At 61.7% G+C, this 23,823-nt stretch carries 21 protein-coding genes; 9 read left to right on the top strand and 12 right to left on the bottom strand.

Features of this window, described 5'->3' with window-relative positions; all coding sequences use genetic code 11:
• Positions 1-6: 6 nt before the first annotated feature.
• On the bottom strand, positions 7-1,530 hold the full coding sequence (locus tag AC07VG_RS14700; protein ID WP_495001330.1) for a CoA-acylating methylmalonate-semialdehyde dehydrogenase: 1,524 nt from the start codon (positions 1,528-1,530) through the stop codon (positions 7-9).
• Positions 1,531-1,661: 131 nt separating this feature from the next.
• Between AC07VG_RS14700 and AC07VG_RS14695 the strand changes: the two genes are divergently transcribed.
• Positions 1,662-2,609, top strand: a complete 948-nt coding sequence (locus AC07VG_RS14695; RefSeq protein ID WP_495001329.1) for a LysR family transcriptional regulator — start codon at positions 1,662-1,664, stop codon at positions 2,607-2,609.
• Positions 2,610-2,736: 127 nt separating this feature from the next.
• Here the strand turns inward: AC07VG_RS14695 and AC07VG_RS14690 are convergent, their stop codons facing one another.
• From AC07VG_RS14690 to AC07VG_RS14680, 3 genes are all read right to left on the bottom strand, one after another.
• On the bottom strand, positions 2,737-3,021 hold the full coding sequence (locus AC07VG_RS14690) for a hypothetical protein (RefSeq protein WP_495021406.1): 285 nt from the start codon (positions 3,019-3,021) through the stop codon (positions 2,737-2,739).
• A 367-nt stretch (positions 3,022-3,388) separates the two neighbouring features.
• The gene (locus AC07VG_RS14685; RefSeq protein ID WP_495021405.1) at positions 3,389-4,279 is read right to left on the bottom strand and encodes an esterase/lipase family protein; all 891 of its coding nucleotides are present in this window, start codon (positions 4,277-4,279) and stop codon (positions 3,389-3,391) included.
• A 121-nt stretch (positions 4,280-4,400) separates the two neighbouring features.
• Complete coding sequence (locus AC07VG_RS14680; protein ID WP_495021404.1) at positions 4,401-6,470, bottom strand: AsmA family protein; 2,070 nt, start codon at positions 6,468-6,470, stop codon at positions 4,401-4,403.
• Between the two features lie 361 nt (positions 6,471-6,831).
• On the opposite strand from AC07VG_RS14680, the gene AC07VG_RS14675 reads away from it, so the two are divergent.
• The 7 genes from AC07VG_RS14675 to AC07VG_RS14645 all read left to right on the top strand — a co-directional run bounded on the left by AC07VG_RS14675 (position 6,832) and on the right by AC07VG_RS14645 (position 12,330).
• The gene (locus tag AC07VG_RS14675; protein WP_495021403.1) at positions 6,832-7,374 is read left to right on the top strand and encodes a hypothetical protein; all 543 of its coding nucleotides are present in this window, start codon (positions 6,832-6,834) and stop codon (positions 7,372-7,374) included.
• A gap of 152 nt (positions 7,375-7,526) precedes the next feature.
• A complete protein-coding gene (locus tag AC07VG_RS14670) occupies positions 7,527-8,159 on the top strand; it encodes a TetR family transcriptional regulator (RefSeq protein ID WP_495001324.1) in 633 nt (210 codons plus the stop codon).
• A gap of 333 nt (positions 8,160-8,492) precedes the next feature.
• Complete coding sequence (ureE, locus tag AC07VG_RS14665; protein WP_495001323.1) at positions 8,493-8,993, top strand: urease accessory protein UreE; 501 nt, start codon at positions 8,493-8,495, stop codon at positions 8,991-8,993.
• The gene (locus AC07VG_RS14660) at positions 8,990-9,664 is read left to right on the top strand and encodes an urease accessory protein UreF (protein ID WP_495021402.1); all 675 of its coding nucleotides are present in this window, start codon (positions 8,990-8,992) and stop codon (positions 9,662-9,664) included. The genes ureE and AC07VG_RS14660 overlap by 4 nt, the downstream gene beginning before the upstream one ends.
• A 9-nt stretch (positions 9,665-9,673) precedes the next feature.
• Positions 9,674-10,288, top strand: coding sequence for an urease accessory protein UreG (gene ureG / locus AC07VG_RS14655; RefSeq protein ID WP_495001321.1), 615 nt, complete (start codon positions 9,674-9,676; stop codon positions 10,286-10,288).
• Positions 10,289-10,323: 35 nt separating this feature from the next.
• Entirely contained in the window at positions 10,324-10,896 is a 573-nt protein-coding gene (locus tag AC07VG_RS14650; protein ID WP_495001320.1) for a HupE/UreJ family protein, read from the top strand.
• A 300-nt stretch (positions 10,897-11,196) separates the two neighbouring features.
• The gene (locus AC07VG_RS14645; protein ID WP_495001319.1) at positions 11,197-12,330 is read left to right on the top strand and encodes an AGE family epimerase/isomerase; all 1,134 of its coding nucleotides are present in this window, start codon (positions 11,197-11,199) and stop codon (positions 12,328-12,330) included.
• 112 nt (positions 12,331-12,442) lie between these two features.
• Here the strand turns inward: AC07VG_RS14645 and AC07VG_RS14640 are convergent, their stop codons facing one another.
• The 8 genes from AC07VG_RS14640 to amaB all read right to left on the bottom strand — a co-directional run bounded on the left by AC07VG_RS14640 (position 12,443) and on the right by amaB (position 22,548).
• Complete coding sequence (locus tag AC07VG_RS14640; protein ID WP_495001318.1) at positions 12,443-13,207, bottom strand: SDR family oxidoreductase; 765 nt, start codon at positions 13,205-13,207, stop codon at positions 12,443-12,445.
• 855 nt (positions 13,208-14,062) lie between these two features.
• Complete coding sequence (locus AC07VG_RS14635) at positions 14,063-14,779, bottom strand: ABC transporter ATP-binding protein (RefSeq protein ID WP_121136216.1); 717 nt, start codon at positions 14,777-14,779, stop codon at positions 14,063-14,065.
• Complete coding sequence (locus AC07VG_RS14630) at positions 14,776-15,651, bottom strand: ABC transporter ATP-binding protein (RefSeq protein ID WP_495001317.1); 876 nt, start codon at positions 15,649-15,651, stop codon at positions 14,776-14,778. The genes AC07VG_RS14635 and AC07VG_RS14630 overlap by 4 nt, the downstream gene beginning before the upstream one ends.
• On the bottom strand, positions 15,648-16,946 hold the full coding sequence (gene livM, locus AC07VG_RS14625; RefSeq protein ID WP_495001316.1) for a high-affinity branched-chain amino acid ABC transporter permease LivM: 1,299 nt from the start codon (positions 16,944-16,946) through the stop codon (positions 15,648-15,650). The genes AC07VG_RS14630 and livM overlap by 4 nt, the downstream gene beginning before the upstream one ends.
• 3 nt (positions 16,947-16,949) lie before the next feature.
• A complete protein-coding gene (locus AC07VG_RS14620; RefSeq protein ID WP_100939679.1) occupies positions 16,950-17,864 on the bottom strand; it encodes an ABC transporter permease subunit in 915 nt (304 codons plus the stop codon).
• A 170-nt stretch (positions 17,865-18,034) separates the two neighbouring features.
• Entirely contained in the window at positions 18,035-19,168 is a 1,134-nt protein-coding gene (locus AC07VG_RS14615; RefSeq protein ID WP_177098582.1) for a branched-chain amino acid ABC transporter substrate-binding protein, read from the bottom strand.
• Positions 19,169-19,531: 363 nt separating this feature from the next.
• Positions 19,532-20,815 carry an L-pipecolate oxidase gene (amaA, locus tag AC07VG_RS14610; RefSeq protein ID WP_495001315.1) on the bottom strand — a complete coding sequence of 428 codons (1,284 nt, stop codon included), beginning with the start codon at positions 20,813-20,815 and terminating at the stop codon, positions 19,532-19,534.
• A gap of 242 nt (positions 20,816-21,057) precedes the next feature.
• Complete coding sequence (gene amaB / locus AC07VG_RS14605; RefSeq protein WP_495001314.1) at positions 21,058-22,548, bottom strand: L-piperidine-6-carboxylate dehydrogenase; 1,491 nt, start codon at positions 22,546-22,548, stop codon at positions 21,058-21,060.
• A gap of 164 nt (positions 22,549-22,712) precedes the next feature.
• Between amaB and AC07VG_RS14600 the strand changes: the two genes are divergently transcribed.
• A complete protein-coding gene (locus AC07VG_RS14600) occupies positions 22,713-23,612 on the top strand; it encodes a LysR family transcriptional regulator (RefSeq protein WP_495021401.1) in 900 nt (299 codons plus the stop codon).
• Positions 23,613-23,823 lie beyond the last annotated feature (211 nt).

Below are 23,823 nucleotides of genomic sequence, written 5' to 3'. Positions count from 1 at the left end.
CCTCGCTCAGCGCAGATTGATGGTGGTGTTCACACCATGGTTGACACTGTCATCGTCGAACCAGCGACTGGTGACAGTCTTGGTCTGAGTGTAGAACTGCACCACCTGCTTGCCGTACGGACCGAGGTCGCCGAGCTTGGAACCGCGCGAACCGGTGAAGCTGAAGAACGGCACCGGCACCGGAATCGGGATATTGATGCCGACCTGGCCGACATCGATTTCGCTCTGGAATTTGCGCGCCGAGGCGCCGCTCTGGGTGAACAGGCCGGTGCCATTGCCAAATGGGTTGGCGTTGACCAGGGCAATCGCCTCGTCGAGTGTGTCGACTTCCAGCACCACCAGCACCGGGCCGAAAATTTCCTGGGTGTAGATCTGCATGTCGGTGGTCACCCCGGAGAACAGGGTCGGGCCGACGAAGTTACCGTGTTCGAAGCCCGGCACCTGGATATCGCGACCGTCCAGCTCGAGCTTGGCGCCTTCCTTGATACCGCTTTCGATCAGGCCCAGTACGCGCGCTTTCGCCCGTTTGGAAATCAGCGGGCCGACATCGGTGCCCGCTTCGCTGCCGGCATTGACCTTGAGCTTCAGCGCCAGGGCCTTGAGGTCCGGCAGCCATTGTTTCGCCGCACCCACCAGCACCACCGCCGAGGTGGCCATGCAGCGTTGGCCGGCCGCACCGAAACCGGCGCCAACCAACGCGTTGAGGGTCTGTTCACGGTTGGCATCGGGCAGCACCACCGCGTGGTTCTTCGCGCCCATCATCGACTGCACGCGCTTGCCGTGACGGCCGGCGAGGTCGTAGACATGGGTGCCGACCGCGGTCGAACCGACGAAGGAAACGGCCTTGATGTCCTTGTGGGTGCACAGCGCATCCACCACCTCCTTGCCGCCGTGCACCACGTTCAGCACGCCTGGCGGTACACCGGCTTCCAGTGCCAGTTCCACCAGCAGCAAGGTCGACAGCGGATCCTGCTCGGACGGTTTGAGGACGAAGGTGTTGCCACAGGCAATCGCCATCGGAAACATCCACAGCGGAATCATTGCCGGGAAGTTGAACGGAGTGATCCCGGCGCAGACACCGATGGGCTGGCGCAGGGTATAGGTGTCGACACCGCCGGCGACATTCTCGGCGAACTCGCCCATTTGCAGGGAGCCGATGGAGCAGGCGTGCTCCACCACTTCCAGGCCGCGGAAGATATCGCCTTCGGCGTCGGCAATGGTCTTGCCCTGCTCGGCGCTGAGGACCACGGCGATGCGTTTGGAGTGTTCGCGGATCAGCGCTTGCAGCTTGAGCATGATGCGCATGCGCGCGCCGATCGGGGTCAGCTTCCAGGTCTGGAAGGCACGGTGCGCGGCGTCGATGGCGGCGTTGACTTCAGCGGCGGTGGCGAACGGGACTTTGGCCAGGACTTCCTGGGTGGCCGGGTTGACGATGTCGTGCCATTCACTGGTCTGGGATTCGACCCACTCGCCATTGATCAGCAGCTTGGCGGTCTTGAGGGTGGTGTCGGGCTTGAGAGAAACGTTCATGGAAGTCTCCTGAATTATTGTGGGGCCGAATCCGTAGCGGGCGAGGCAGCGCCCGAGCATGGTGACTGGACTGTTTTTGGAGTATAGATGTGCGTTCTTCTAATAAGAATGCACATAAAAACCGGACCAACATGCAAAAAAACATCACGTCTTTGGGCTCATTGAACTGGGACGACCTGAAGTTTTTCCTCGAGGTCGCCCGTACCCGCAAGGCTAGCAGCGCGGCCAAGCGTCTGGCGGTGGACTACACCACGGTGTCGCGCCGTATCAGCTCGTTGGAGGGTGCGCTAGGCACCTTGCTCTTTGAAAAATCCCGGACCAATGGTTTTGTGCTGACCGCCGAAGGCCAGCGTTTGTTGGGGTATGCGGAGTCCATCGAAAGCACCTTGCATATGGCTTGCGAGCAGGTGTCTGGGTCTGGGGTGGCGTTGTCGGGGCATGTGCGGATGGGCTGCACGGAAGGCTTCGGCAGCTTTTTCATCACGCCGCAGCTGAGCCATTTCGTCGATACGTATCCGGCGATTTCCGTCGATATCCTGCCGTTGCCGCACTTCATCAGCCTGTCCAAGCGCGAGGCGGATATCGTCATTGCGCTGGAGCGCCCGGAGCATGGGCCGTATGTGTGCTGCAAGCTGTGTGACTACCGGCTACAGCTGTATGCGACCCAGGAGTACCTGGACCAGCATCCGCCGATCCGTCGTGCCAGTGATCTGGGGCGGCATCGGTTTGTCAGCTATGTCGATGATCTGGCGTTCAGCAATGAGCTGCTGTACCTGGCCAATGCCCTGCCGAATGCCACGGCCAATTTGCGCAGCACCAGCGTGATCGCCCAGTTCGTAGCGGCGCAGCAAGGCCGGGCGCTGGCGATCCTGCCATGCTTCCTCGCGGCCGAGGACCCGAGGTTGCTGCCGGTGCTGACGGATGAGGTGAATATCACCCGGCAGTTCTGGATGTACTGCCGGGAGGATTTGCGCAAGCTGAAGCGCATTACCTTGTTGTGGGATTACATTCGGGACGTGACGGAGCGCAATCAGGCGCTGTTGATGGGGGAAACGCGGAGCATGGTTTTCCACGATTGAGACCGGGTGCGATCCCTTGTGGGAGCTGGCTTGCCGGCGAAGGGGCCCTCAAGATCGCTAAAAGCTTCGCGGGCAAGCCACGCTTCTACAAGGTTGTGTGGTGTTTTCAGATCCGCGTTTTTTCCGATCAGGCCTGCCAGGCACTTGGCTGACGATCCGTGAATCGCCCCTGCATTGCATCCAACGCATCGCAGCCATCCTGCAACAGCAGATAGGCCGCTGAGGCGAAGTGTTGGAGATCGCGGTCGCAGGTATTGCCGATGCTCATGCAGGTCAGGCTGTGGCTCAGGTCGCGAGCAGCCTTCAGGCGCTGTATGGCAAATTCGTAGAGATTGCGCACCGGGACATCGAGCTTGAGGTAGAGCACCGGGGAGTCAGTGAGGTTGCTTTGTAGCGGGCGGAAATTGGTCATGGTGTCACTCCGTAATAGTCATAGAGTCACCAACATCTGCGGCTAAACAAACGAGGGTGGCAGCTGTACGCGGGTTAGCCGACCGGGGACTATTACGAAACCCGGCACACCCGCAGGTGTCCCACGTACAGCCGCCATAGCAAAAAACCAGGCAGCAAAAAGCGCCGACATCATAGGGCGCTTCTGCGTTTCGTAACAGTTTCGATCGGCTAAGACCGGTCACCGATTCGTCGATGACCACCGAACTATAGTCCAGCGCCCCGCCGAATAGCTGCCGCTTTTACACCCTGAAATACGTGCCAGTACCGCTGCCAGCGATGGCATTTTCACTCTCTGCGGCAGGGCAATCAGCTTTAAACACCTCGCTTCAGACACCCGCCTGCTTCAACCGCCGAGCATGCTCGACAAACAACCGGATCGGCTCCGCGCCTTTGCCCACCAACCCGAACGACTGGTTGACGATATCGAAGTGATCCAGCGGATAGTCATCACCGATCACCGTCCCCAAGTGCGAGCTGTTGCGGCCGACCATACCATCGCAATGCCCGGCCTCACGCACAAAGGTTTTGGCGAACAGCCGGCAACTACGGTTGGTGCCATCGAACAGATTGCGCCCACGATCCGTGATCCCCGGCTGCAAGATCCCGGACCAGGAGTAGTAACGCACCCCATTCACCCACTCATCGCCCTGCCCGCCCCAGCTCTGCGGCAACCCTTGGGGATATTGCTGATTGAACAGTGCAACCCCTTCGCTGGTCAGCGACTGGTGTGACGCCGGCAGGTCCATCGGCAGCCTCAGCCCGTAATGGCCCGTGTCCAGCCACCCCATCACCCGCGCCACCATACAAAGCGCCAGGCTGAGCAGACGAGCCGGCAGCCCCTCACGGGGATAGTGCTGGTCAAAATAATCCGCCAGTTCCGAGCCATGATTGGGGCCGGCCACCGAGGTCACCGAGGCCACCCACTCCGGCCGCTTCGCCGCCGCATAACGGGCAGTCAGCGCGCCCTGGCTATGGCCGATCAGGTTGACCTTGTCGACCCCGGTATCACGGCGGATCTGCTCGATCCGCGCCAGCAACTGCTCACCGCGCACCTCACTGGAATGCAGCGGCGAGACCGCCACCGGAAACACCTGCGCGCCACCACGACGCAACGCCGGAACAATCCCGTACCAGTAGGGGAAAAATACCAGGCGAACAAAGCCGAGCATGCCCGGTACCAGCACCAGCGGATAACGTGTGGCAAGTTCTTGCGGCATCCCGTGAGTGTCCCTGAAGGTCAAAAGCCAACGCCTGGCTGCATTGCGAAGAGCAAAGCATCGGCATTGAAGATGACAAATGCATTGTGGCGAGCAGACCCGACGGTACCAGGTCGCTCTTTCAGCCCTTCACCGTCTTCGGCGCCTTGCCCGCTTTCATCTGCTCCAGCAATGGCGCGCACTGGTTCGGCACATCACCACTGGGTGCTACCAGCGCCAGCAGCCCCGCCGCCGGCCCGGCAATCACGCCCAGGGCCACCATACCCGCACCGCGCAACATCAAAGGCACCGCCTGCACACCCGCATCGGGCTTGATGAACTTGCCCCGCACATACAAGGGCGAGCGCAAGGACAACAGGCGCAAACCCTTGGACTCCGGCGTGACCTTCAGGTCCAACTGCTCGTTGGTAAAGTTGGCCGTGCCGTCGATGTAGATGATCGCGTTCTCGGTATCGAAGACAAACAGCCGGGTGGTCGCCAGGCCGCTCTTGATCCCCAGGTCCGCCGCCGCGCAGTTGATCTTCACTTCCTTGTCGCCAAAGATTTTCCCGACCACGTAGTTGCCCACGTTAAGTCCGGCGATCTCCATCAACCCGCGACTGATGGCGCCATCGTTGACCAGCATCTTCAGGTCGCCATTGGCGCTGCCGAGCAATTTCGCCACCGAGTTGCCGGTGCCGGCGATGTCCGCATCGCCATTGAGTTCACCGAAGCTGGTCTGCATCGGTTCGAAAGTCGGGAACAGTTGCTTGAGCTTGAAGTTGCGCGCCGTCAGCTTGGCCCGGCCCTGCATCGGCGTGGTACGGCCATTGAGACCGATCTGCGCATCGAGATTGCCTCCCGCCACACCGAAACGCAGGGGCTCCAGGCTGAGTTCGCCGTCGGTGAGCACCAGGTGGGTATACAGGTCGGTGAACGGCAACTCGCTGCTGTGGACGATGCGCTTGCCGGTGAACTCCACATCGGCGTCCATATCGCGCCAGCGCTCGGTACGGAACTCTTCCACCGGCAGCACCTTGTCCGCCGGCTGTTGGCTTTCACCGCCACGGGCCTTCTGCTTGGCGTTGGAGTCGGCACCGATCAGCGGCGCCAGGTCGGTCATCAGCAGTTGATTGGAGACCAGGGTGCCGCTGAGTTTGGGCCGTGGCTGGCTCGCCAGATAAGTGAGGTCACCGTGAATATCACTGGTGCCGATCTTGCCGTTGAAGCGCTCGTAGGTGAACGCCGCACCCGCAGGATCGCGCAGCTTGGCGATCAGATGGCCGTCGGTCTCATACGCTGGCGAATCCGGCAGGGTGACGCCGGTCAGCGGATAGAGGTTGCCCAGGCTGGAGCCGGACAACGTCAGACGCAGATCCAGGGCGCCGAGGTTGCGCGGGTCGGTCAGGGTCCCGGCGATGGCGATCCGGGTGTCGGCGATCTTCACGTCGGCCTGGACCGGGAAAGGCTTGGCGGCGTCCTGCAAGGCCAGCAAGCCGCCGATCTTGCCGCTGCCGGCGAGGTTCTGGCCGTGGTACTGACCTTTGACCTTCAGCGCAAAGGCATAGTCCTGGGGCGCCGAGCCCTTTTCCAGGGCTTTTTTCGCCGCCTTGTCACCGACGATATCGCCGAACGGAATCGACTTGCCCAACGGATCGATCACCAGGTCCAGGTGCGCGTTCAGGTTCTGGTTGTCGAGGGTGACATGACCCTTGTCGAAGCCGATGGCACCGATATCCACCACCCAGCTGGACGGTTCGGCATTCGGGTCCCTGGGATCGAACTGGAAGGTCCAGCTGGCACGGCCATCAGCCAGCCGTTCGAGGTTGGCATTCGGCTCGGTCAGATCGATACGCGGAATAACCACCTGCCGCGCCAGCAGCGGCAACGGCGAAAGACGCAACTCGACCCGCTTGAGCGTGACCATCTGCGGGTTCTTCGACCCGTCAGGATTGCCCAGGGTCAGGTCCTCGGCGATCAGATGCGGCCACGGCACCCAGGCCCGCCAGCCGCCCTCGTCCGCTTCCCGCTGCCAGTGCAGAGACAAGTCGCCATTGATGGCGAAGGGGCGATGCAGGACGGCCGAGACCTTGGCATTGATCGGCGGCTTGACCCGGTTCCAATCGAACAGGGCGATGACGGCAACCAGTACGGCCAAGAGGAGGACGAGGCTGGCACCGGTCCCGGCAAGAATCTTTCGAGTGCGCGTCATTGCACAGGGCTCCTAGAACGACTGAGCGTCCAAAAATCGACGCATTATGCCTTTACGACCGGCAAATACCCGACAAGGTTTAACCCCAAAAGCCATTAATCGACAACGGCCGGCAACGAACGGTCCTGACCGATCCGCCAGTTTTTCGTTCCATGCACGCACCTGTGTGGCGCAGCAGTGGGTCGAAAATACCCATCACAGGGCATAGGTAACAGCCTGTAAGCCCCGGTCTAGAGGGGTTTGGGTAGAACAATCAATTCCGTTGATTATTACCATTGCGCTTATGAACTTTTATATCGACTTTGCAAGAGTAGCATTAGCTTCGTACCCACTTTATCGCCCTCCTACGGAGCACCCGATCATGAAACGCCAATTGCTGCTTAGCCTCACCCTTGCCGTCCTGGCTGCCAATGCCTACGCGTTGCCAGCCCGTGAACAGGCCGCACCACAAGCTCAAGCCAGCCATGCAACCGTTAGCCAAGTGCTGAACACATTGGCTTCCGATGGTTCTGACCGTACCCCTCAGGGTCAAACCTTGGCTTCCGACGGTTCTGACCGCACACCTCAGGGTCAAACCCTGGCTGCCGATGGCTCCGACCACACCTACGTCGGCAAGCAAGGCGAAACCGTCAGCGAGAACGGTTCTGACCGCACACCTCTGGGTCAAACCCTGGCTGCCGATGGCTCCGACCACACCTACGTCGGCAAGCACGGCGAAACCGTCAGCGAGAACGGTTCTGACCGTACACCTCTAGGTCAAACCCTGGCTGCCGATGGCTCCGACCACACCTTCACCGGCAAGAATGGCGAAGTTGCCGAAGGCGGTCGTGCTCGCTTGGAAGAGAAAGGCCTGGCCGAAGGCGGCGGTGACCGCGTGATCGAACGCAACAGCAGCCTGAGTTAAGGCCTTGCTGGCCTGGAAAAAAGCCCGGTCCCTTGGATCGGGCTTTGACATTTCAGGGTTCTGAACATTCGCTCCCCTCTCTCTTGGTTCGACGCCGACAAAGCTGATTTGCTAGAGTGCGCCGCTCTCTTCATCCAGAAAATACCTTTGCGATGCTGCCCCGCGCCGAACAGAAACAACAGACTCGACATGCGCTCATGGACGCTGCCCGGCACCTGATGGAATCCGGCCGTGGCTTCGGCAGCCTGAGCCTGCGGGAAGTGGCAAAGACCGCCGGGATCGTGCCCACCGGCTTCTACCGGCATTTCGACGACATGGACCAGCTCGGCCTGGCCCTGGTGCGCGAAGTCGGCCAGACCTTCCGCGAAACCATTCGGCTGGTGCGCCACAACGAGTTCGTCATGGGCGGCATCATCGATGCGTCGGTACGGATCTTTCTCGATGTAGTGGCGGCCAATCGTTCGCAGTTCCTGTTTCTCGCCCGTGAGCAATACGGCGGCTCGCTACCGGTGCGCCAGGCCATCGGTGCGTTGCGGGAAAATATCAGCACGGACCTGGCCACCGACCTGGGACTGATGCCCAAGCTCGACCATCTGGGCCCGGCCGGATTGGCAGTCATGGCCGATCTGATCGTCAAGAGCGTGTTCGCCACCTTGCCGGACATCATCGACCCACCCTCCGAACCCCTGCCGGAGCACCTGACACCCCAGGCCAAGATTACCCAGCAGTTGCGCTTCATCTTTATCGGCTTGAAGCATTGGCAAGGACTCGGGAGTACCGAGTAACCGGAGCGGGTGCCTGCACCCGGATCGCCAGCAAGCTGGCTCCTACAGGTTTCATACCGCATCAGGATTCAATGTATCCCGGCCGCCACCCAGGAGCACGACGCTATCTTAGTGGTGGAACACCGACCTGGAGCTGGCTTGCCGGCGATGAGGCCAGAAAGGCACCACAAAAGCGCGCCAATACCGCCTGCGCACCACATTGAAACATTCTGAAACATGACTACGCTCCCTTTTCAGGCATCCAACGCTTTCTGACAGGGTTTTCCTACGTGGCGAGCGATTGGCAAGCCCCTTGCTCTAGCTCAAGCATCGCTCATTGCCGGAAGCCTCTTGATGTTGGTGATTCATCGCAGAATCGAAGCGCAATCGACCTGGGCCGCCGAGCTGCACCTGAACTTCGAAGCCCGCAGCAAAAGTCGCCTGCGCTGTTTCAGTGCCGAGGGTGAAGACGTAGGACTGTTCCTCGAACGTGGCCAGCCACCGCTGTACGACGGCGAATACCTGCAAGCTGAGGATGGCCGTATCGTGCGCGTCTGCGCCCGCCCCGAACAGCTGCTGCACGTCACCTGCCGCAATGCCTTCGAACTGACCCGCGCCGCCTATCACCTGGGTAACCGCCATGTCGCCCTGCAAATCGGCGACGGCTGGCTCAGGCTGCTCGACGACTACGTGCTCAAGGCCATGCTCGAACAGCTCGGCGCCCATACCGAAACCCTCGAAGCAGCGTTCCAGCCGGAACACGGGGCCTACGGCGGCGGCCATCACCATTCCCGCCACGGCGACGAAGACTTCAACTACCCGCCGCGCCTGCACCAGTTCGGTGTGCGCCCATGAATCCGGCCTGGGCGCTGCTGCGCCTGGCCAGCCCGCAACTGCCGATCGGCGGCTACAGCTATTCCCAGGGTCTGGAAATGGCCGTGGAGCAAGCCCGGGTCAAGGACGCGGACGGCGCCCGGCGCTGGATCGCCGATCAATTGCTGCTCAACCTGGCCCGCTTTGAAGCGCCGCTGCTGCTCGCCCACTGTCACGCCGCGGCGGACGACAACTGGGCCGAGCTGAAACAGCTCGGCGAAGAACACCGCGCCAGCCGTGAAACCCGCGAGCTGTATCAGGAAAGCCGGCAGATGGGATATTCCCTGCAGCAGTTGCTCAGTGGTCTGCCGGAACTGGATGACGCCGCCCGCACCTTCCTCGCACAGCAAGGCGAACCGCATCTGGCCCTCGGCTGGGCCCTGGCCGCTCGCGCCTGGTATATCAGCCCCCAGGACGCCCTGGCCGCCTGGCTCTGGAGCTGGCTGGAAAACCAACTGGCGGTGCTGATGAAAACCCTGCCGCTGGGCCAGCAAGCCGCCCAACGCCTGACCAGCGAATTGCTGCCCCTGCTGCAACAGGCCCAGCAAGCCGCCACGGCCCAGGACCGTCAATCCATCGGCAGCGCCGCCTTCGGCCTGTCCCTGGCGTGCATGGCCCATGAACGCCAGTACAGCCGCCTGTTTCGTTCCTAGGAGAACATGATGAACACACAACCTCTGCGCGTCGGTATCGGTGGCCCGGTGGGCTCCGGCAAGACCGCCCTGACCCTGGCCCTGTGCCTGGCCCTGCGCGACCGCTACAACCTGGCGGTGGTCACCAACGATATCTACACCCGTGAAGACGCCGACTTCCTGGTGCGCAACGAGGCCCTGGCCCCAGAGCGAATCATCGGCGTGGAAACCGGTGGCTGCCCGCACACCGCGATTCGTGAAGACGCCTCGATCAACCTTGAAGCCGTCGACCAATTGAACCGTCGCTTCCCGGGACTCGACCTGATCCTGGTGGAGTCCGGTGGCGACAACCTCTCGGCGACCTTCAGCCCGGAACTCTCCGACCTGACGATCTATGTGATAGACGTTTCGGCCGGTGACAAGCTGCCGCGCAAGGGCGGGCCGGGGATCTGCAAGTCCGACCTGCTGGTGATCAACAAGATCGACCTGGCACCGCTGGTGGGCGCGTCCCTGGAGATGATGGACAGCGACACCCGCCGCATGCGCGGCGACAAGCCGTTTGTCTTCAGCAACCAGAAAACCGGATATGGCCTGGAAGCCATCGTCGCCTTTATCGAACGCCAGGGCCTGCTGACCGCGGCCTGATGCTGGCCCCCCTCAACAAACCAGGAGCCTTGCTCATGACATGGAATAAAATCCTCGGCACCCTCGCCCTGTTGCTGACGCCAGCCGCCGCCTTTGCCCATCCCGGTCATGGCGACAGCGGCTGGATGGCCGGTGTCAGCCATCCGCTCGGCGGCATCGATCATTTGCTGGCGATGGTCGCGGTCGGTTTGTGGGCGGCGCAGCAACAAGGCGCCGCGCGCTGGGCGTTGCCCTGCACCTTTGTCGGCACCCTGCTGATCGGCGGGCTACTGGGTTTCGAAGGGCTGGCGTTACCGGCACTGGAAAGCGGGATTGCCGCCTCGGTATTGGCCCTGGGTCTGGCCGTGGCGCTGGCGGTACGGCCACCCTTGCGCCTGGCGATGGCGGCGACGGCGCTGTTTGCCTTGTTCCACGGTGTCGCTCATGGTCTGGAGCTGCCGGAGATGTCGAGCCCGTGGACCTATGCGGCCGGTTTTGTGGTCGTGACCGCGACTTTGCATGCGCTGGGCTATGCCGTGGTGCGGGTATTACCGCAGGCTGCGGCACCGCTGGTGCGGGTAGCCGGTGTCGCTTCGGCGGCGACCGGTGTGTGGTTGCTGGCGGGCTAGACAGCGCCCCCCCCCCCGTGACAGCCAGATTTTGTGGCGCGCGGGCTCGCCGCGATGCCGCTCAGTAAAGGAATAGCGCTGCTGAAAACGCCCTATCTCTGTGGGAGCGGAGCTTGCCCGCGAAGCCTTTAGCGTTCTCACTGGCCTCTTCGCGAGCAAGCTCTGCTCCCACAGGAACCGTGTTCGGCCTTAAGTGAATGGCATTGATTGGAGCAAACTCGCTCACCACAAGGAACAGCATCGCCAGCGGCCGCCTGTTAACATGTCGCGCAACTGCCCTTGCCCTGACGACGCCAGCCAATGCCCGATGTTTCCAGCTCCGCCTCCACGCCTGAATTGAGCGCACTGTTCAACACCGTGCAAGACCATTTCCGCCAGGTCATCGTGCCGCTGTGGCAAGGCCCCGGCTGGAATGCCGATATGGCGCTGCCCTACGAGGCACTGGACGCCGACCATCGGCCGTTGCCCGCGCAACGCTATCGCGCCATGGCCTGCGCCCGGCAACTGTATCTGTTTTCCAGCCTGATCGGCGATGCCGCCTTCCCGGCCGCCGGTGAGCGCGCCAGCGCGCTGTTCCGCTCATTGCAACGGCATTTCCACGATGCCGAGTACGGCGGCTGGTTCTACAGCATCGACCCGCAAGGCAAGCCGCTGGACACCCGCAAGGATCTCTACACCCACGCCTTCATTCTCTTCGCCTGTGCCCACTACTGGGCCAAGGTCCGCGAGCCATTGGTCGAGTCTGTGCTCAACGCCGCCCTGGAAGTGATCGCCGTGCGCTTCGCCAATGGCGACGGCCTGTATGAGGCGAGCCTGGAGCGCGACTGGTCGCCGCTGGGCAGCGGGCCGCTGCAGAACCCGTTGATGCACCTGGCCGAAGCCTTTCTGGCCACCTTGTCGGTACGCGAAGATGCCGCCACGCAGGAGGCATTGCTGGCTCTGGTCGCCGCCATGCAGCAACGCTTTATCGACCGTCATCACGGCGTGATGCTGGAGAAACCGCTGGGAGCTGTGGATAACTGGTTCGAACCGGGCCATCAGTTCGAATGGCTGTTCCTGCTGGAATCATCGCCCTTGCTGCGTGGCACGGCGCTGCATGGCTCACTGGATCGCGCGTTCGCGTTTGCCGAGCAGTCAGGGGTTGATCCGCACAGCGGCGCGGTCAACAGTATGCTCGACACCAACGGCAACCTGCGCGACGGCACCCAACGCATCTGGGCCCAGGCCGAATACCTGCGAGCGCTAACCTTGCGTGTGGATAACTCGGCGCGCTTGCAGCGTCAGTTGGCCGCCTTGCAGCAGCACTTCCTGCACCCGGCTGGCTGGCACGAATGCCTGGACGCCAAGGGCAAGGTCAGCCGGCGCGATATGCCGTCGACCACGCCTTATCACCTGGCGACCTGCCTGAGCGGCCTGGCCGAGTATTTCGGCTGAGCCTTGATCCCTGTAGGCGCCGGCTTGCCGGCGATGAGGCCCTTGAGCCCTGCATCGATCTTTCGGCCGCCATCGCCGGCAAGCCGGCTCCTACAGGTTTCACAAACGCCTATCAGCCCTTGTTCCGCTCAATGGCAAACCCGCTCCAGGTCTGGCTCACCGGCATCAGCTCAAGGCTGTTGATATTGATGTGGGCCGGGGTGTTGAGCACCCAGAAAATCGTATCGGCGATGTCCTGCGGCTGGATCGGCTCGGCGCCGGCATAGGTCGCGTCGTAACGCGCCTGGTCACCGGCAAACCGCACCAGCGAGAACTCGCTTTCACACAGCCCCGGCTCGATATTCGTCACCCGCACGCCCGTGCCCTGCAAGTCGCAGCGCAGGTTCAGGGAGAACTGTTTGACGAACGCCTTGCTCGCCCCATAGACATGGCTGCCCGGGTACGGGTAGTTGCCGGCAATCGAACCCAGGTTGATGATCCCCGCCCCACGCCCATGGGCAATCAACCGTGGCAGCAGAAGACGGGTGCTGTACATCAGGCCCTTGATGTTGGTGTCGACCATGGTGTCCCAATCGTCCAGGTCGCATTTGGGCGCCGGGTCGACCCCCAGAGCCAGGCCCGCGTTGTTGATCAGCCCACGCAGCTTGGCGAAGCTCGGCGGCAGGTTGGCAATGGCATCTTCCATGGCCTTGCGGTCGCGCACATCCAGCACCAGGCCATGCACTTCGGTCTGCTGCGACAGCTCCGCACACAGGGCATTCAGGCGCTCTTCGCGACGGCCGGTAAGCACCAGCTTCCAGCCGGCCTCGGCAAAACGACGGGCACAAGCCTCGCCAAAACCGGAAGTCGCGCCCGTGATAAACAACGTGGATGTCATGGAGTTCTCCTTGCTCGGCCCGTGGGCCGCCAGATATGAATACGGTCGTTGCGCAGCATGCCTCAACGCCGGCCAGTGAAGAAATGGAATCTTGCACGGCACAACTCTGTACAAAAAACGATCAATCGCAGCAAAGCCAGACAAGCCGTGGCCTGGAGCCTGCTGTACGCACCTTATCCACAGCCCCGTCCACAGTATCCGGGGGCAACTCGAAAACCCTCCACCGCACTGTACACAAGGCCTCCAGCGCTTTTTCCAAAGTTTTTCCCTTGACCCCGTAACACCCGTTGTGCAGCCATCGCGGAAAAAGCCCCGGTGGACGATTTCACCCCAGTGGCTCCAGGCCAGTAACTACGCCGTCCGGGGACATGTTTCCAGAGTTTGCCCACAGAGTTATCCACAGGCTGTGCCGGGTGTTTTCCAGGCGCAAGGTGTGACAATAAACCTGTTGACAAAATCACCTTGCGCTCTGCAAAACAGAGCCGATCAAAAAACAACCAACGCGCTGCGAGCCACGGTTTCAAAGGCTCTCAGCCAGCTACTCCCACGTTACCCACAGCCACCTCCACAGCAAACGGGGACAAGTCAAATTGATGACAAAACAATCATTTGCAGCGGTTTCATGTCGCACTTTGGCAGGTTGCGCAGATTGTTTTCCACAATTTCCGATCCAGGCTGTGGACAGGAAAAAAAAACGCCCCGGATCCGAAGATCACGGGGCGTTTCAGGGTGGCGCATAACCTGTAGGAGCCGGCTTGCCGGCGATGGCGTTCGTCAACGCGACGCAAGACTTCAGGGCGTCATCGCCGGCAAGCCGGCTCCTACAGTGACCTTGTCAACCGCTGTTGCGAGGGCTCAATGCCCGCCCAGGTAGGCGTTACGCACCTCCTCGTTGACCAGCAGCTCCTTGCCGGTACCGCTCAGGCGAATCTCGCCGTTGACCATCACATAGGCCCGGTCCGACAAGCGCAGCGCGTGGTTGGCGTTTTGCTCCACCAGGAAGATGGTCATGCCCGAGGCCGCCAGCTCGCGCAGGGTGGCGAAGATCTGCTTCACCACGATCGGCGCCAGCCCCAGGCTCGGTTCGTCCAGCAACAGCAGCTTGGGCCGGCTCATCAGCGCCCGGGCGATCGCCAGCATCTGCTGCTCGCCGCCGGACATGGTCATGGCCCGCTGGTTGCGCCGCTCCTTGAGCCGTGGAAACAACTCGAACATGCGCTGCATGTCCTCGTCGACGAACCGGTCGCCAATGGGGATAGTGCCCATCTGCAGGTTCTCTTCCACGGTCATGTCCGGGAACACCCGGCGACCTTCCGGCGACTGGGCAATGCCGTTGGAGGCGATGTAGTGGGACGACTTGTGGGTGATGTCGACCCCCCGGTAGATAATCTCCCCGGCGGCGGCCCGCGGCTGGCCGAAGATCGACATCAGCAGCGTCGACTTGCCCGCGCCGTTGGAACCGATCAGGCTGACGGTTTCGCCTTCGTTGATGTGCAGTGAGACTTTTTTCAGGGCCTGGATCGGTCCGTAGAACACTTCCAGGTTCTTCAGTTCGAGGATAGGTTGACTCATACCAGCTCCTCTTCATCGGCGCCCAGGTAGGCGGCAATCACTTTCGGGTCGTTACGGATGTCTTGCGGACCACCCTCGGCAATCACATTGCCGTGGTCCAGTACCACGATGTGGTCGGAAATGCTCATGACCATGCCCATGTCGTGTTCGATCAGCACCACGGTCAGGTCGTGCTCGTCGCGCAGCAGCCGGATCATCGCGCTCAGCGCTTCGGTTTCCTGGGGGTTGAGGCCCGCCGCCGGTTCGTCGAGACAGATGATCTGCGGCCGCGTGCACATGGCTCGGGCAATTTCCAGGCGGCGTTGCTGGCCGTAGGACAACTCACCGGCCAGGCGGTTGGCGCAGTCCACCAGGTCGACCACTTCCAGCCAGTAGAACGCGGTGTCCAGGGCATCGCTTTCAGCCTTGCGGTAGCCCTTGGTATTGAGGATGCCGGAGAGCATGTTGCGGTTGACCCACATGTGCTGGGCCACCAGCAGGTTCTCCAGCACCGACATTTCCTTGAACAGGCGAATGTTCTGGAAGGTCCGGGCCAGGCCCGCACGGTTCACCAGGTGGGTGCCGCCGAACATCTTGTAGTAAAGCCGGCTGAAGAAGGTTTTCGGCGAAGCGAAATCCCCCAGGCGAAAGGATTCACCCAGCAGCTGGATCACGTTGGTGCGCTTGTCGCGTACATTCAGTTCGATCTTGCCGCCGGTGGCCTTGTAGAAGCCGGTCAGGCAGTTGAACACCGTGGTCTTGCCCGCGCCGTTGGGGCCGATCAGGGCGAAGATCGAGTTGCGTTTGACTTGCAGGCTGACGTCGCTGAGGGCCTTGATCCCCCCGAAGTGCATCATCAGCTTGTCGACTTTCAGAACGATGTCATTACTCATTGGCCAGTCCCTCCCACCAGGACGCCCTTGCGTGGGGTCACCCCGGTGCGGCTGATGCGGATCAGGCCACGTGGCCGCCAGATCATCATCAACACCATCAATACGCCGAACAGCAACACGCGGTACTCGGCGAAGCTGCGCAGCAGCTCCGGCGCCACGGTCAGGACAAAGGCCGCGATCACCACACCGATGGTCGAGCCCATGCCGCCCAGCACGACGATGGCGAGGATCAGCGCGGACTCGAAGAAGGTGAAGGAGGTCGGGTTGACGAAGCCCTGGTAGGTGGCGAAGAACACCCCGGCCAGACCGGCGGTGGACGCGCCCAGGGTGAATGCCGAGAGTTTCACCAGCACGTGGTTCAAGCCCATGGCGCGGCAGGCGATCTCGTCTTCACGCAAGGCTTCCCAGGCGCGGCCCACCGGCATGCGGGTCAGGCGATGCTTGATGTAGAGCACGGCCAGAACCACGAGGAACAGCACGGTGTAGATGAAATAGAACTTCACATCCGGGTTGTAGGCGATACCGAAGAACTCATGGAAGGGAATCCCGCCCTCCTTCGCGCGCTTGCCGAACTCCAGGCCGAAGAAGGTCGGCAGCGGTGCCGGCATGCCGTTCGGGCCGCCGGTCAGCGACAGCCAGTTGTTGAGGATCAAACGGATGATCTCGCCGAACCCCAGGGTCACGATGGCCAGGTAGTCACCGTGCAGGCGCAGGACCGGGAAGCCGAGGATGCAACCCGCCAGCGCGGCAGTGATGGCGGCCAGCGGCAGGACGGTCCAGAAGCCCAGCCCCAGATACTGGTAACCCAGCGCCAGGCCATAGGCACCGATGGCGTAGAACGCCACGTAGCCCAGGTCGAGCAGACCGGCGAGGCCCACCACGATGTTCAGGCCAAGACCGAGCAAGACGTAGATCAGGCCGAGGATCACCACGCCCAACAGGTAGGAGTTGGCGAACACCGGAAAGATCACCGCGATCGCGATCATGATCGGGATGATCCAGCGCAGGCGCGACTTGTAGTCCGGCGCCAGCACATGCACGCCGGAGCCGGTGCTCTCGAAACCGTCGAGAATCCGCAAGCCCTTGGGCGTTTGCAGGAACAGGCTGAGGGCAAAACGACCGAGCATCACAATCGCCACCAGCCAGGCGACGCGGGTGGGTTGCAGGTTGAAGCTGTAGCCCTCCAGGACAACCCCGACGATGGGGCCGAAGACAATCAGTGCGACCAGGCCGGCGAGAATGGCGTCAACCAGGCTTTTTTTGATATCGAGCGATTTTTGAGTGGTTGAGGACATTGCTTACACCTTCGACACAAGAGGACGGCCCAACAGGCCTTGCGGCCGAAAGACCAGTACCAGGACCAGCAGCGAGAAGCTGAACACGTCCTTGTAATCCGAGTTGACCAGGCCGGAGAACAGCGATTCGGAGATGCCGAGGATGATCCCGCCCAGCATGGCGCCCGGCAGCGAGCCGATACCGCCGAGCACCGCGGCGGTAAACGCCTTGATGCCGATGACGAAGCCGGCGTAGAAGTCGAAAGTGCCGTAGTTCATGGTGATCAACACACCGGCCAGGGCCGCCATGGCCGCACCGATGATGAACACATAGGAAATCACCCGATCGGTGTTGATCCCGAGGATCGAAGCCATCTTGCGGTCTTGCTGGGTCGCGCGACACATGCGGCCCAACTTGGTGTACTTGATGACATAGGTCAGCAGGCCCATGCCGAGGAACGCGGCCACCAGGATAAAGACCTTGGTGTAGGTGAGCTGGACAAAGCCGGTACCGACATCGACGCGCCAGGCGCCGGTGAGCAGCGTCGGTACGCCCTGCTGCTTGGCGCCCTGGGCGATCTGCGCGTAGTTCTGCAGGATCAGCGAAATACCGATGGCACTGATCAGCGGTGCCAGACGGGTGGAGTTGCGCAGGGGTTTGTAGGCGATGCGCTCGATGACCCAGCCATACACCCCAGTGACGATGATGGTGAAGACCAACGTGCCGAGCATCAGGAGCGGGAAGGATTCAATACCGAAGTAAGCCAGCAGAGCCAGACTGATTGCCGCGAGGTAAGCGGAAATCATGTAAACCTCGCCGTGGGCGAAGTTGATCATGCCGATGATGCCATAGACCATTGTGTAGCCGATGGCGATCAGGCCATAGACCGACCCGAGGGTCAGGCCGTTGACCAGTTGCTGCAGGAAAATACCATCCATAACGCAATCTCACGCATTTGAGAGACTGCACAGAAGCGCACCGCGACGGACCGGGGTTCAACCGCCGTCGCAGCACAGCCATGTGCAGTTCTACGAGAAAAGACAGGTACTGCACGACACGCGTGGCGACAGGCCGGCGCACGGGGCGCCAGCCGAGTCAGGCCGTCATGTCACTTCTGTTTTTCCAGCTGGTGGTATTTGCCGCTCGCGTCCCACTGGTAAACCACGTAGTCGGAGATCTTCAGGTCGCCCTTGGCGTCCCAGGTCTTCTCGCCCATCACGGTTTTGACCGGGTGCGCTTTCAGCCACTTGGCCGCCTCTTCGCCCTTGTTCGACTTGGCACCATTGAAAGCCGCCGCCAGGGTCTGTACCGAGGCGTAGGCATAGAGGGTGTAACCTTCCGGCTCGTAGCCCGACTTGCGGAACTGGTCAACGACCGCCTTGCTGTCCGGCAGCAGACGTGGGTCGGCGCCGAAGGTCATGAGTACGCCGTCGACGTATTGCGGACCACCGGCAGTGGTCACCAGTTCGTCGGTGACGATGCCGTCATCGGACATGAACTTGACGTCCTTCAAGCCTTCAGTGCGCAGTTGCTTGACCAGTGGACCGGCTTCCGGGTGCAGACCGCCGAAGTAAACCACATCGGCACCGGCGGCACGGATCTTGGTCACCAGGGCGCTGAAATCCTTCTCGCCACGGGTCAGGCCTTCGTAGATCACCGGGGTCACACCGCGCTTGATCAACTGGGCCTTGGTGGCATCCGCCAGGCCTTGGCCATAGGTGTCCTTGTCGTGGATGACCGCGACTTTCTTGCCCTTGAGCACATCGACGATGTAGTTGCCGGCCACGATGCCCTGCTGGTCGTCACGACCACACATACGGAACATCGCACCCAGACCGCGCTCGGTCACCTGAGGGTTGGTAGAGCCCGGGGTGATCGCGATGATGCCCGCTTCGTCGTAGATCTCCGAAGCCGGGATGGTGGAAGAGGAACAGAAGTGCCCGACGACGCCGGCGACTTTCTGGTTGCTCAGGTCCTTGGCGACCGTTACCGCCTGTTTTGGCTCACAGGCATCATCGCCCTTGACCAGGACGATTTTTTCGCCGTTGACGCCACCGGCCGCGTTGATAGCATCCGCCGCCGCTTGTGCACCTTTCATGTACTGCTCGCCGAAAGAAGCGTTGGCGCCGGTCATCGGACCCGCTACGCCGATCTTGACGTCAGCCTGAGCAAACGCAGAAACACCCAATGCAGCAGCCACTGCGAGGGCTACAAAGCCTTTCTTGTAAAACGTCTGGGACATGAGGTGGTGCTCCAAGGTTTTTTTAGTTGGCACTGCGACTTCAATGAATGCTCAGAGCAAGGGGCGTGCCATAGGTTTTTTGTTCTGCAAAAAGTCGCTGTCTTATTGTTTTATGGACTGTTTCGGGCCCTTTTTAACTGGGCGTGCAACCGTCTAAACCGCGGGAGGTGGAACCTTTCCATAAAAAAGGTGCAACCAATCGGTGCCACTATTGCAACCGTGGCGCCAAAGGGTGTGCAACCGCCCTGTAACAACGTGCGTCACCGAAGTGCACACTCGCGGTGCGCGACTGCTACATCGCGCACCATTACAGGCTAGCTGTCTCGAACAAAAGCACCGTCCGAATCAGCTTTTTTTGTTGTATCAAATGACAATCCGCAGGCACTGGCCCGCGTGATACAGCGAAAAACCGGCCTCGTAGAGACCACTGCGCAGGCCCACCGCCGGGATCGGACGCATGGGTGCGAAGGGAATCGGCAGGGCCTGAGGATTTCCGTTACACAGGTAATCGGCGAACGCCTTGCCGACCACCGTACCCGTGGTCACCCCACGTCCGTTATAACCGGTGACTGCCACTAAACCGGGCGCCGGTTCGAACAGGCGCATCAGATGGTCGGGGGTAAAGGCGATACAACCGGTCCAGGTGCACTCCCAGTCGACCTTCTTCAGGTAGGGGAAATAGTGCTGCTGCACCCGGTCGGCCCAGGCCCGCAGGAACCACGTCGGTTTCTGGTTGCCATTGCCCAGGCTGCCCAGTAACAGGCGACCGTCGGCATCGCGACGAATGCTGCTGAGCACCTGACGGGTATCCCAGGAGCCCTGCCCGCCCGGCAGGATCTGCCGCGCGGCCTCTTCGGTCAGCGGACTGGACGCAACCTGGTAGTAGTAGCCTGGAAAGAAGTTGCGCCGCAGCTCGGTCCAGTCGCCTTCGGTGTAGGCATTGGACGCCATCACCACCTGTTCGGCGCTGACCGCGCCCTCGGCGGTCTGCACCGACCAGCGCTGGCCCTGGCGTTCCAGGCGGGTGACCGGGGAATGATCGAACAACTGCGCCCCCAGCCGCGACGCGGCCTTGGCCAGACCCGAGGTGTAAGCCATGGGGTTGAGGGTGCCGGCACGTCGGTCGAGCAAGGCGGCGCCGATTTTTTTCGTGCCAGTGGCGGTTTCGCAGTCCTTGCCAGTCAGCAGTTGCACCGGTGCACCGCGCCGTTTCCACTGCGCTTCGCGGCTGCGCAGATCGGCCTCGCCCTTGGCGTTGTGGGCCATATGCAAGGTACCTTCGCGGCGTAGCTGGCAATCGATGCCATGCTTGTCCACCAGGCTGAATACCAGGGCCGGCGCCGCCCCCAACATACGGTTGAGCTGGCCGCCCACCGCTTCGCCGAAACCGGCTTCGATCTCGTCCGGGGGAATCCACATCCCGGCATTGACCAGCCCCACATTACGCCCGGAACCGCCGTGGCCGGTGCGATGGGCTTCCAGTACACAGACACTCTTGCCTTGTTCACGCAGGTGAATCGCAGCCGAGAGCCCGGTGATACCGGCGCCGATGACGCAGACATCGACCTTCAGCTCGCCCTTGAAGGACGGCGCCTCAGGCCGCTGCGGCGTCAGTGTTTCCCATAGACATTCTTCGCGTAACGGCATTGCCAGACTCCGAAAATGAAACCCAACAAACACACTCCAGACTGACCTTGTGGCAGAGGATCTACTGTGCCGAGGGAGATTGCCCTCCTACCGCTCAGTCAAGGCGAACACGGCCCCTGTAGGAGCTGGCTTGCCAGCGATGAGGCCATTGAGCCTTGCGGTGTCCATACGGACGCCATCGCCAGCAAGCCGGCTCCTACAGAATCCGCGCCCATCCGGACATTGCGGCCGAGCGCAGAGCCTCAGTCGAAGGTGATGCCCTGGGCCAGCGGCAATTCCAGCGAGTAGTTCACGGTATTGGTCTGGCGGCGCATGTAGCCGCGCCAGGCGTCCGAACCCGATTCGCGACCGCCACCGGTTTCCTTCTCGCCGCCGAAGGCGCCGCCGATCTCCGCACCGCTCGGGCCGATGTTGACGTTGGCAATGCCACAGTCGCTGCCCACCGCCGACATGAACTGTTCAGCCTCACGCACATCGGTAGTGAAGATGCACGACGACAGGCCTTGCGGCACCGCGTTGTTCAAACGCAGGGCTTCGGCGAATTCGCTGTAACCGATCACGTAGAGGATTGGCGCAAAGGTTTCGTGGCAGACCACTTCGCTCTGCTCCGGCATCTCGACGATGGCCGGCGACACGTAATAGGCATTCGGGAATTTGTCCTGCAACTGACGTTCGCCACCGAACACCCGACCACCCTCGCTCAGGGCCTGCTCCAGGGCGTCCTGCATGTTCTCGAAGCTCTGCTTGTCGATCAGCGGACCGACCAGGTTGCCTTCCAGCGGATGGCCGATACGCACCTTGGAATAAGCCGCTTTCAGACGGGTAACAATCTCCGCCTTGACCGATTCATGGGCAATCAGACGCCGCAAGCTGGTGCAGCGCTGGCCGGCGGTCCCGACGGCGCTGAACAGAATCGCCCGTACCGCCATGTCCAGGTCGGCACTCGGGCCGAGGATCATCGCGTTGTTACCGCCCAGCTCAAGAATGCTGCGGGCAAAGCGCGCGGCGACTTTCGGCGCCACTTCGCGGCCCATCCGGGTGCTGCCGGTGGCGCTGATCAGCGCCACGCGCGGGTCATCGACCAGGGCGGCACCGGCGTCACGCCCACCAATGATCACCTGGCTCAGGTACTCGGGGGCATCGCTGAAGTTTTTCAGCACGCGCTCGAACAGAGCCTGGCAGGCCAGCGCGGTCAGCGGGGTCTTCTCCGACGGCTTCCAGATCACCGCGTTGCCGCAGACCAACGCCAGGGTGGTGTTCCAGGCCCAGACCGCAACCGGGAAGTTGAAGGCGCTGATGACGCCGACCACACCCAGAGGATGCCAGGACTCACGCATATGGTGGCCCGGACGCTCGGAAGCGATGGTCAAACCGTACAACTGGCGCGACAGGCCCACGGCGAAGTCGCAGATATCGATCATTTCCTGCACTTCACCCAGACCTTCCTGGGTGATCTTGCCGGCTTCCCAGGAGACCAACTCACCGAGGTCGGCCTTGTATTCACGCAGCACTTCACCGAGCTGGCGCACCAGTTCGCCACGGCGCGGGGCCGGCACCTTGCGCCAGGCATCAAAGGCGTGCTCGGCACGGCTGACCTGCTGCTCGACCTCGGCCGGGCCTTCCCAGTTCACGCCGGCGATGCGGCTACCGTCGATCGGCGAATGCACGGGCTGTTTGCCCTGTTGATACAGCGCCGGGTTCACACCAAGACGATCAAGCAATGCGGCAACCATGGGGGTCACTCCTGTAGGCAAAAAACGGAAAGCTTGCGTCGAAAACAACACGACGATTCAGACCTTCAGTTGTAGCGGCCTTCAGCTTTGCCAACAAACGACGATTAGGCGAGATATCATTCCATTTATTCATGCAGCGCAAGACAGAAGAAAAAGGCCCGTCCATGCTGAATAAAAGATACCTGCCTTCGATCACGGCCCTGCAATGCTTCGAGGCCGTCACCCGGCATCTGAGCTTCACCCGCGCGGCAGAAGAGCTGAACCTGACCCAGAGCGCCGTGAGCAAACAGGTGGCGCAGCTGGAAGAGCTGTTGCAGCACTTGCTGTTTCGCCGGGTACGGCGACGCTTGCAACTGACACCCGCCGGGGATCTGTACCTGGTGGAAGTCCGAAAAATCCTGACCCAGGTGGAGATGTCGACCCACTATCTGCGTTCCTACGGTGGTGAAACCGAAGTCCTGCGGGTGTCCACGCCCTCGACCTTCGGCGCCCGCTGGCTGGTACCACGACTCAAGGGCTGGCGCCTGCGTCATCCGCATATCCACCTGGACCTGTGCAACGAACAGGAAGCCGATGACCTGCTGCAGGGCCGTAGCGACCTGGCGTTCTATTTCGGCCAGGGTTCGCGCCCGGGCACCGAATGCGTGAAGCTGTTCGGCGAAGAGCTGGTGGCAGTGTGCGCGCCGGCCTGCCTGCCGGCGCAACCCTTCAGCGATCCGACGCAGTTGAGCGAACTGGTCCTGCTGCAGAACGCCTCGCGCCCCCAGGCCTGGCACGACTGGTTCGACAGCCAGGGCTATCACACCGAGCACAGTTACCACGGGCCGCGTTTCGAGACCTTCTATATGTGCATCCGCGCCGCCCAGGTCGGCTGCGGCGTGGCCTTGCTGCCCAGGTTCCTGGTCGAAGAGGAACTGATCGAGGGCAAGCTGGTGCTCGCCTGGCCCCATGCGATGCCCAACCACGACGCCTATTACCTGGCGTACCCGGAGCATTCGGCGGAGGTACCGAAGGTGCGGGATTTCGTCTCCTGGATGCTGGAGCAGCTCGACAGCCCTGTGTAGCTTTGAGAGCCGTCCGCGAGGTTTCCTGTGCTCTCTCGGGCCTCTTCGCGGGCAAGCTCCGCTCCCACAGTCTTGAGCCGTACCTGAGTTCTATGTACGACCGAGAACCTGTGGGAGCGGTGCTTGCCCGCGAAGAGGCCGGCACAAGCAACAAAAATTGCTGGTAAAACCGCCAGCGGATATGCGCCACTAGCGGTCTTCATTCAAGAAC

It is taken from the genome of Pseudomonas sp. GW821-FHT03C07, assembly GCF_059420925.1.
Note: the sequence above shows the minus strand (reverse complement) of the source record. Positions and strands in the feature narration are given on the sequence as shown.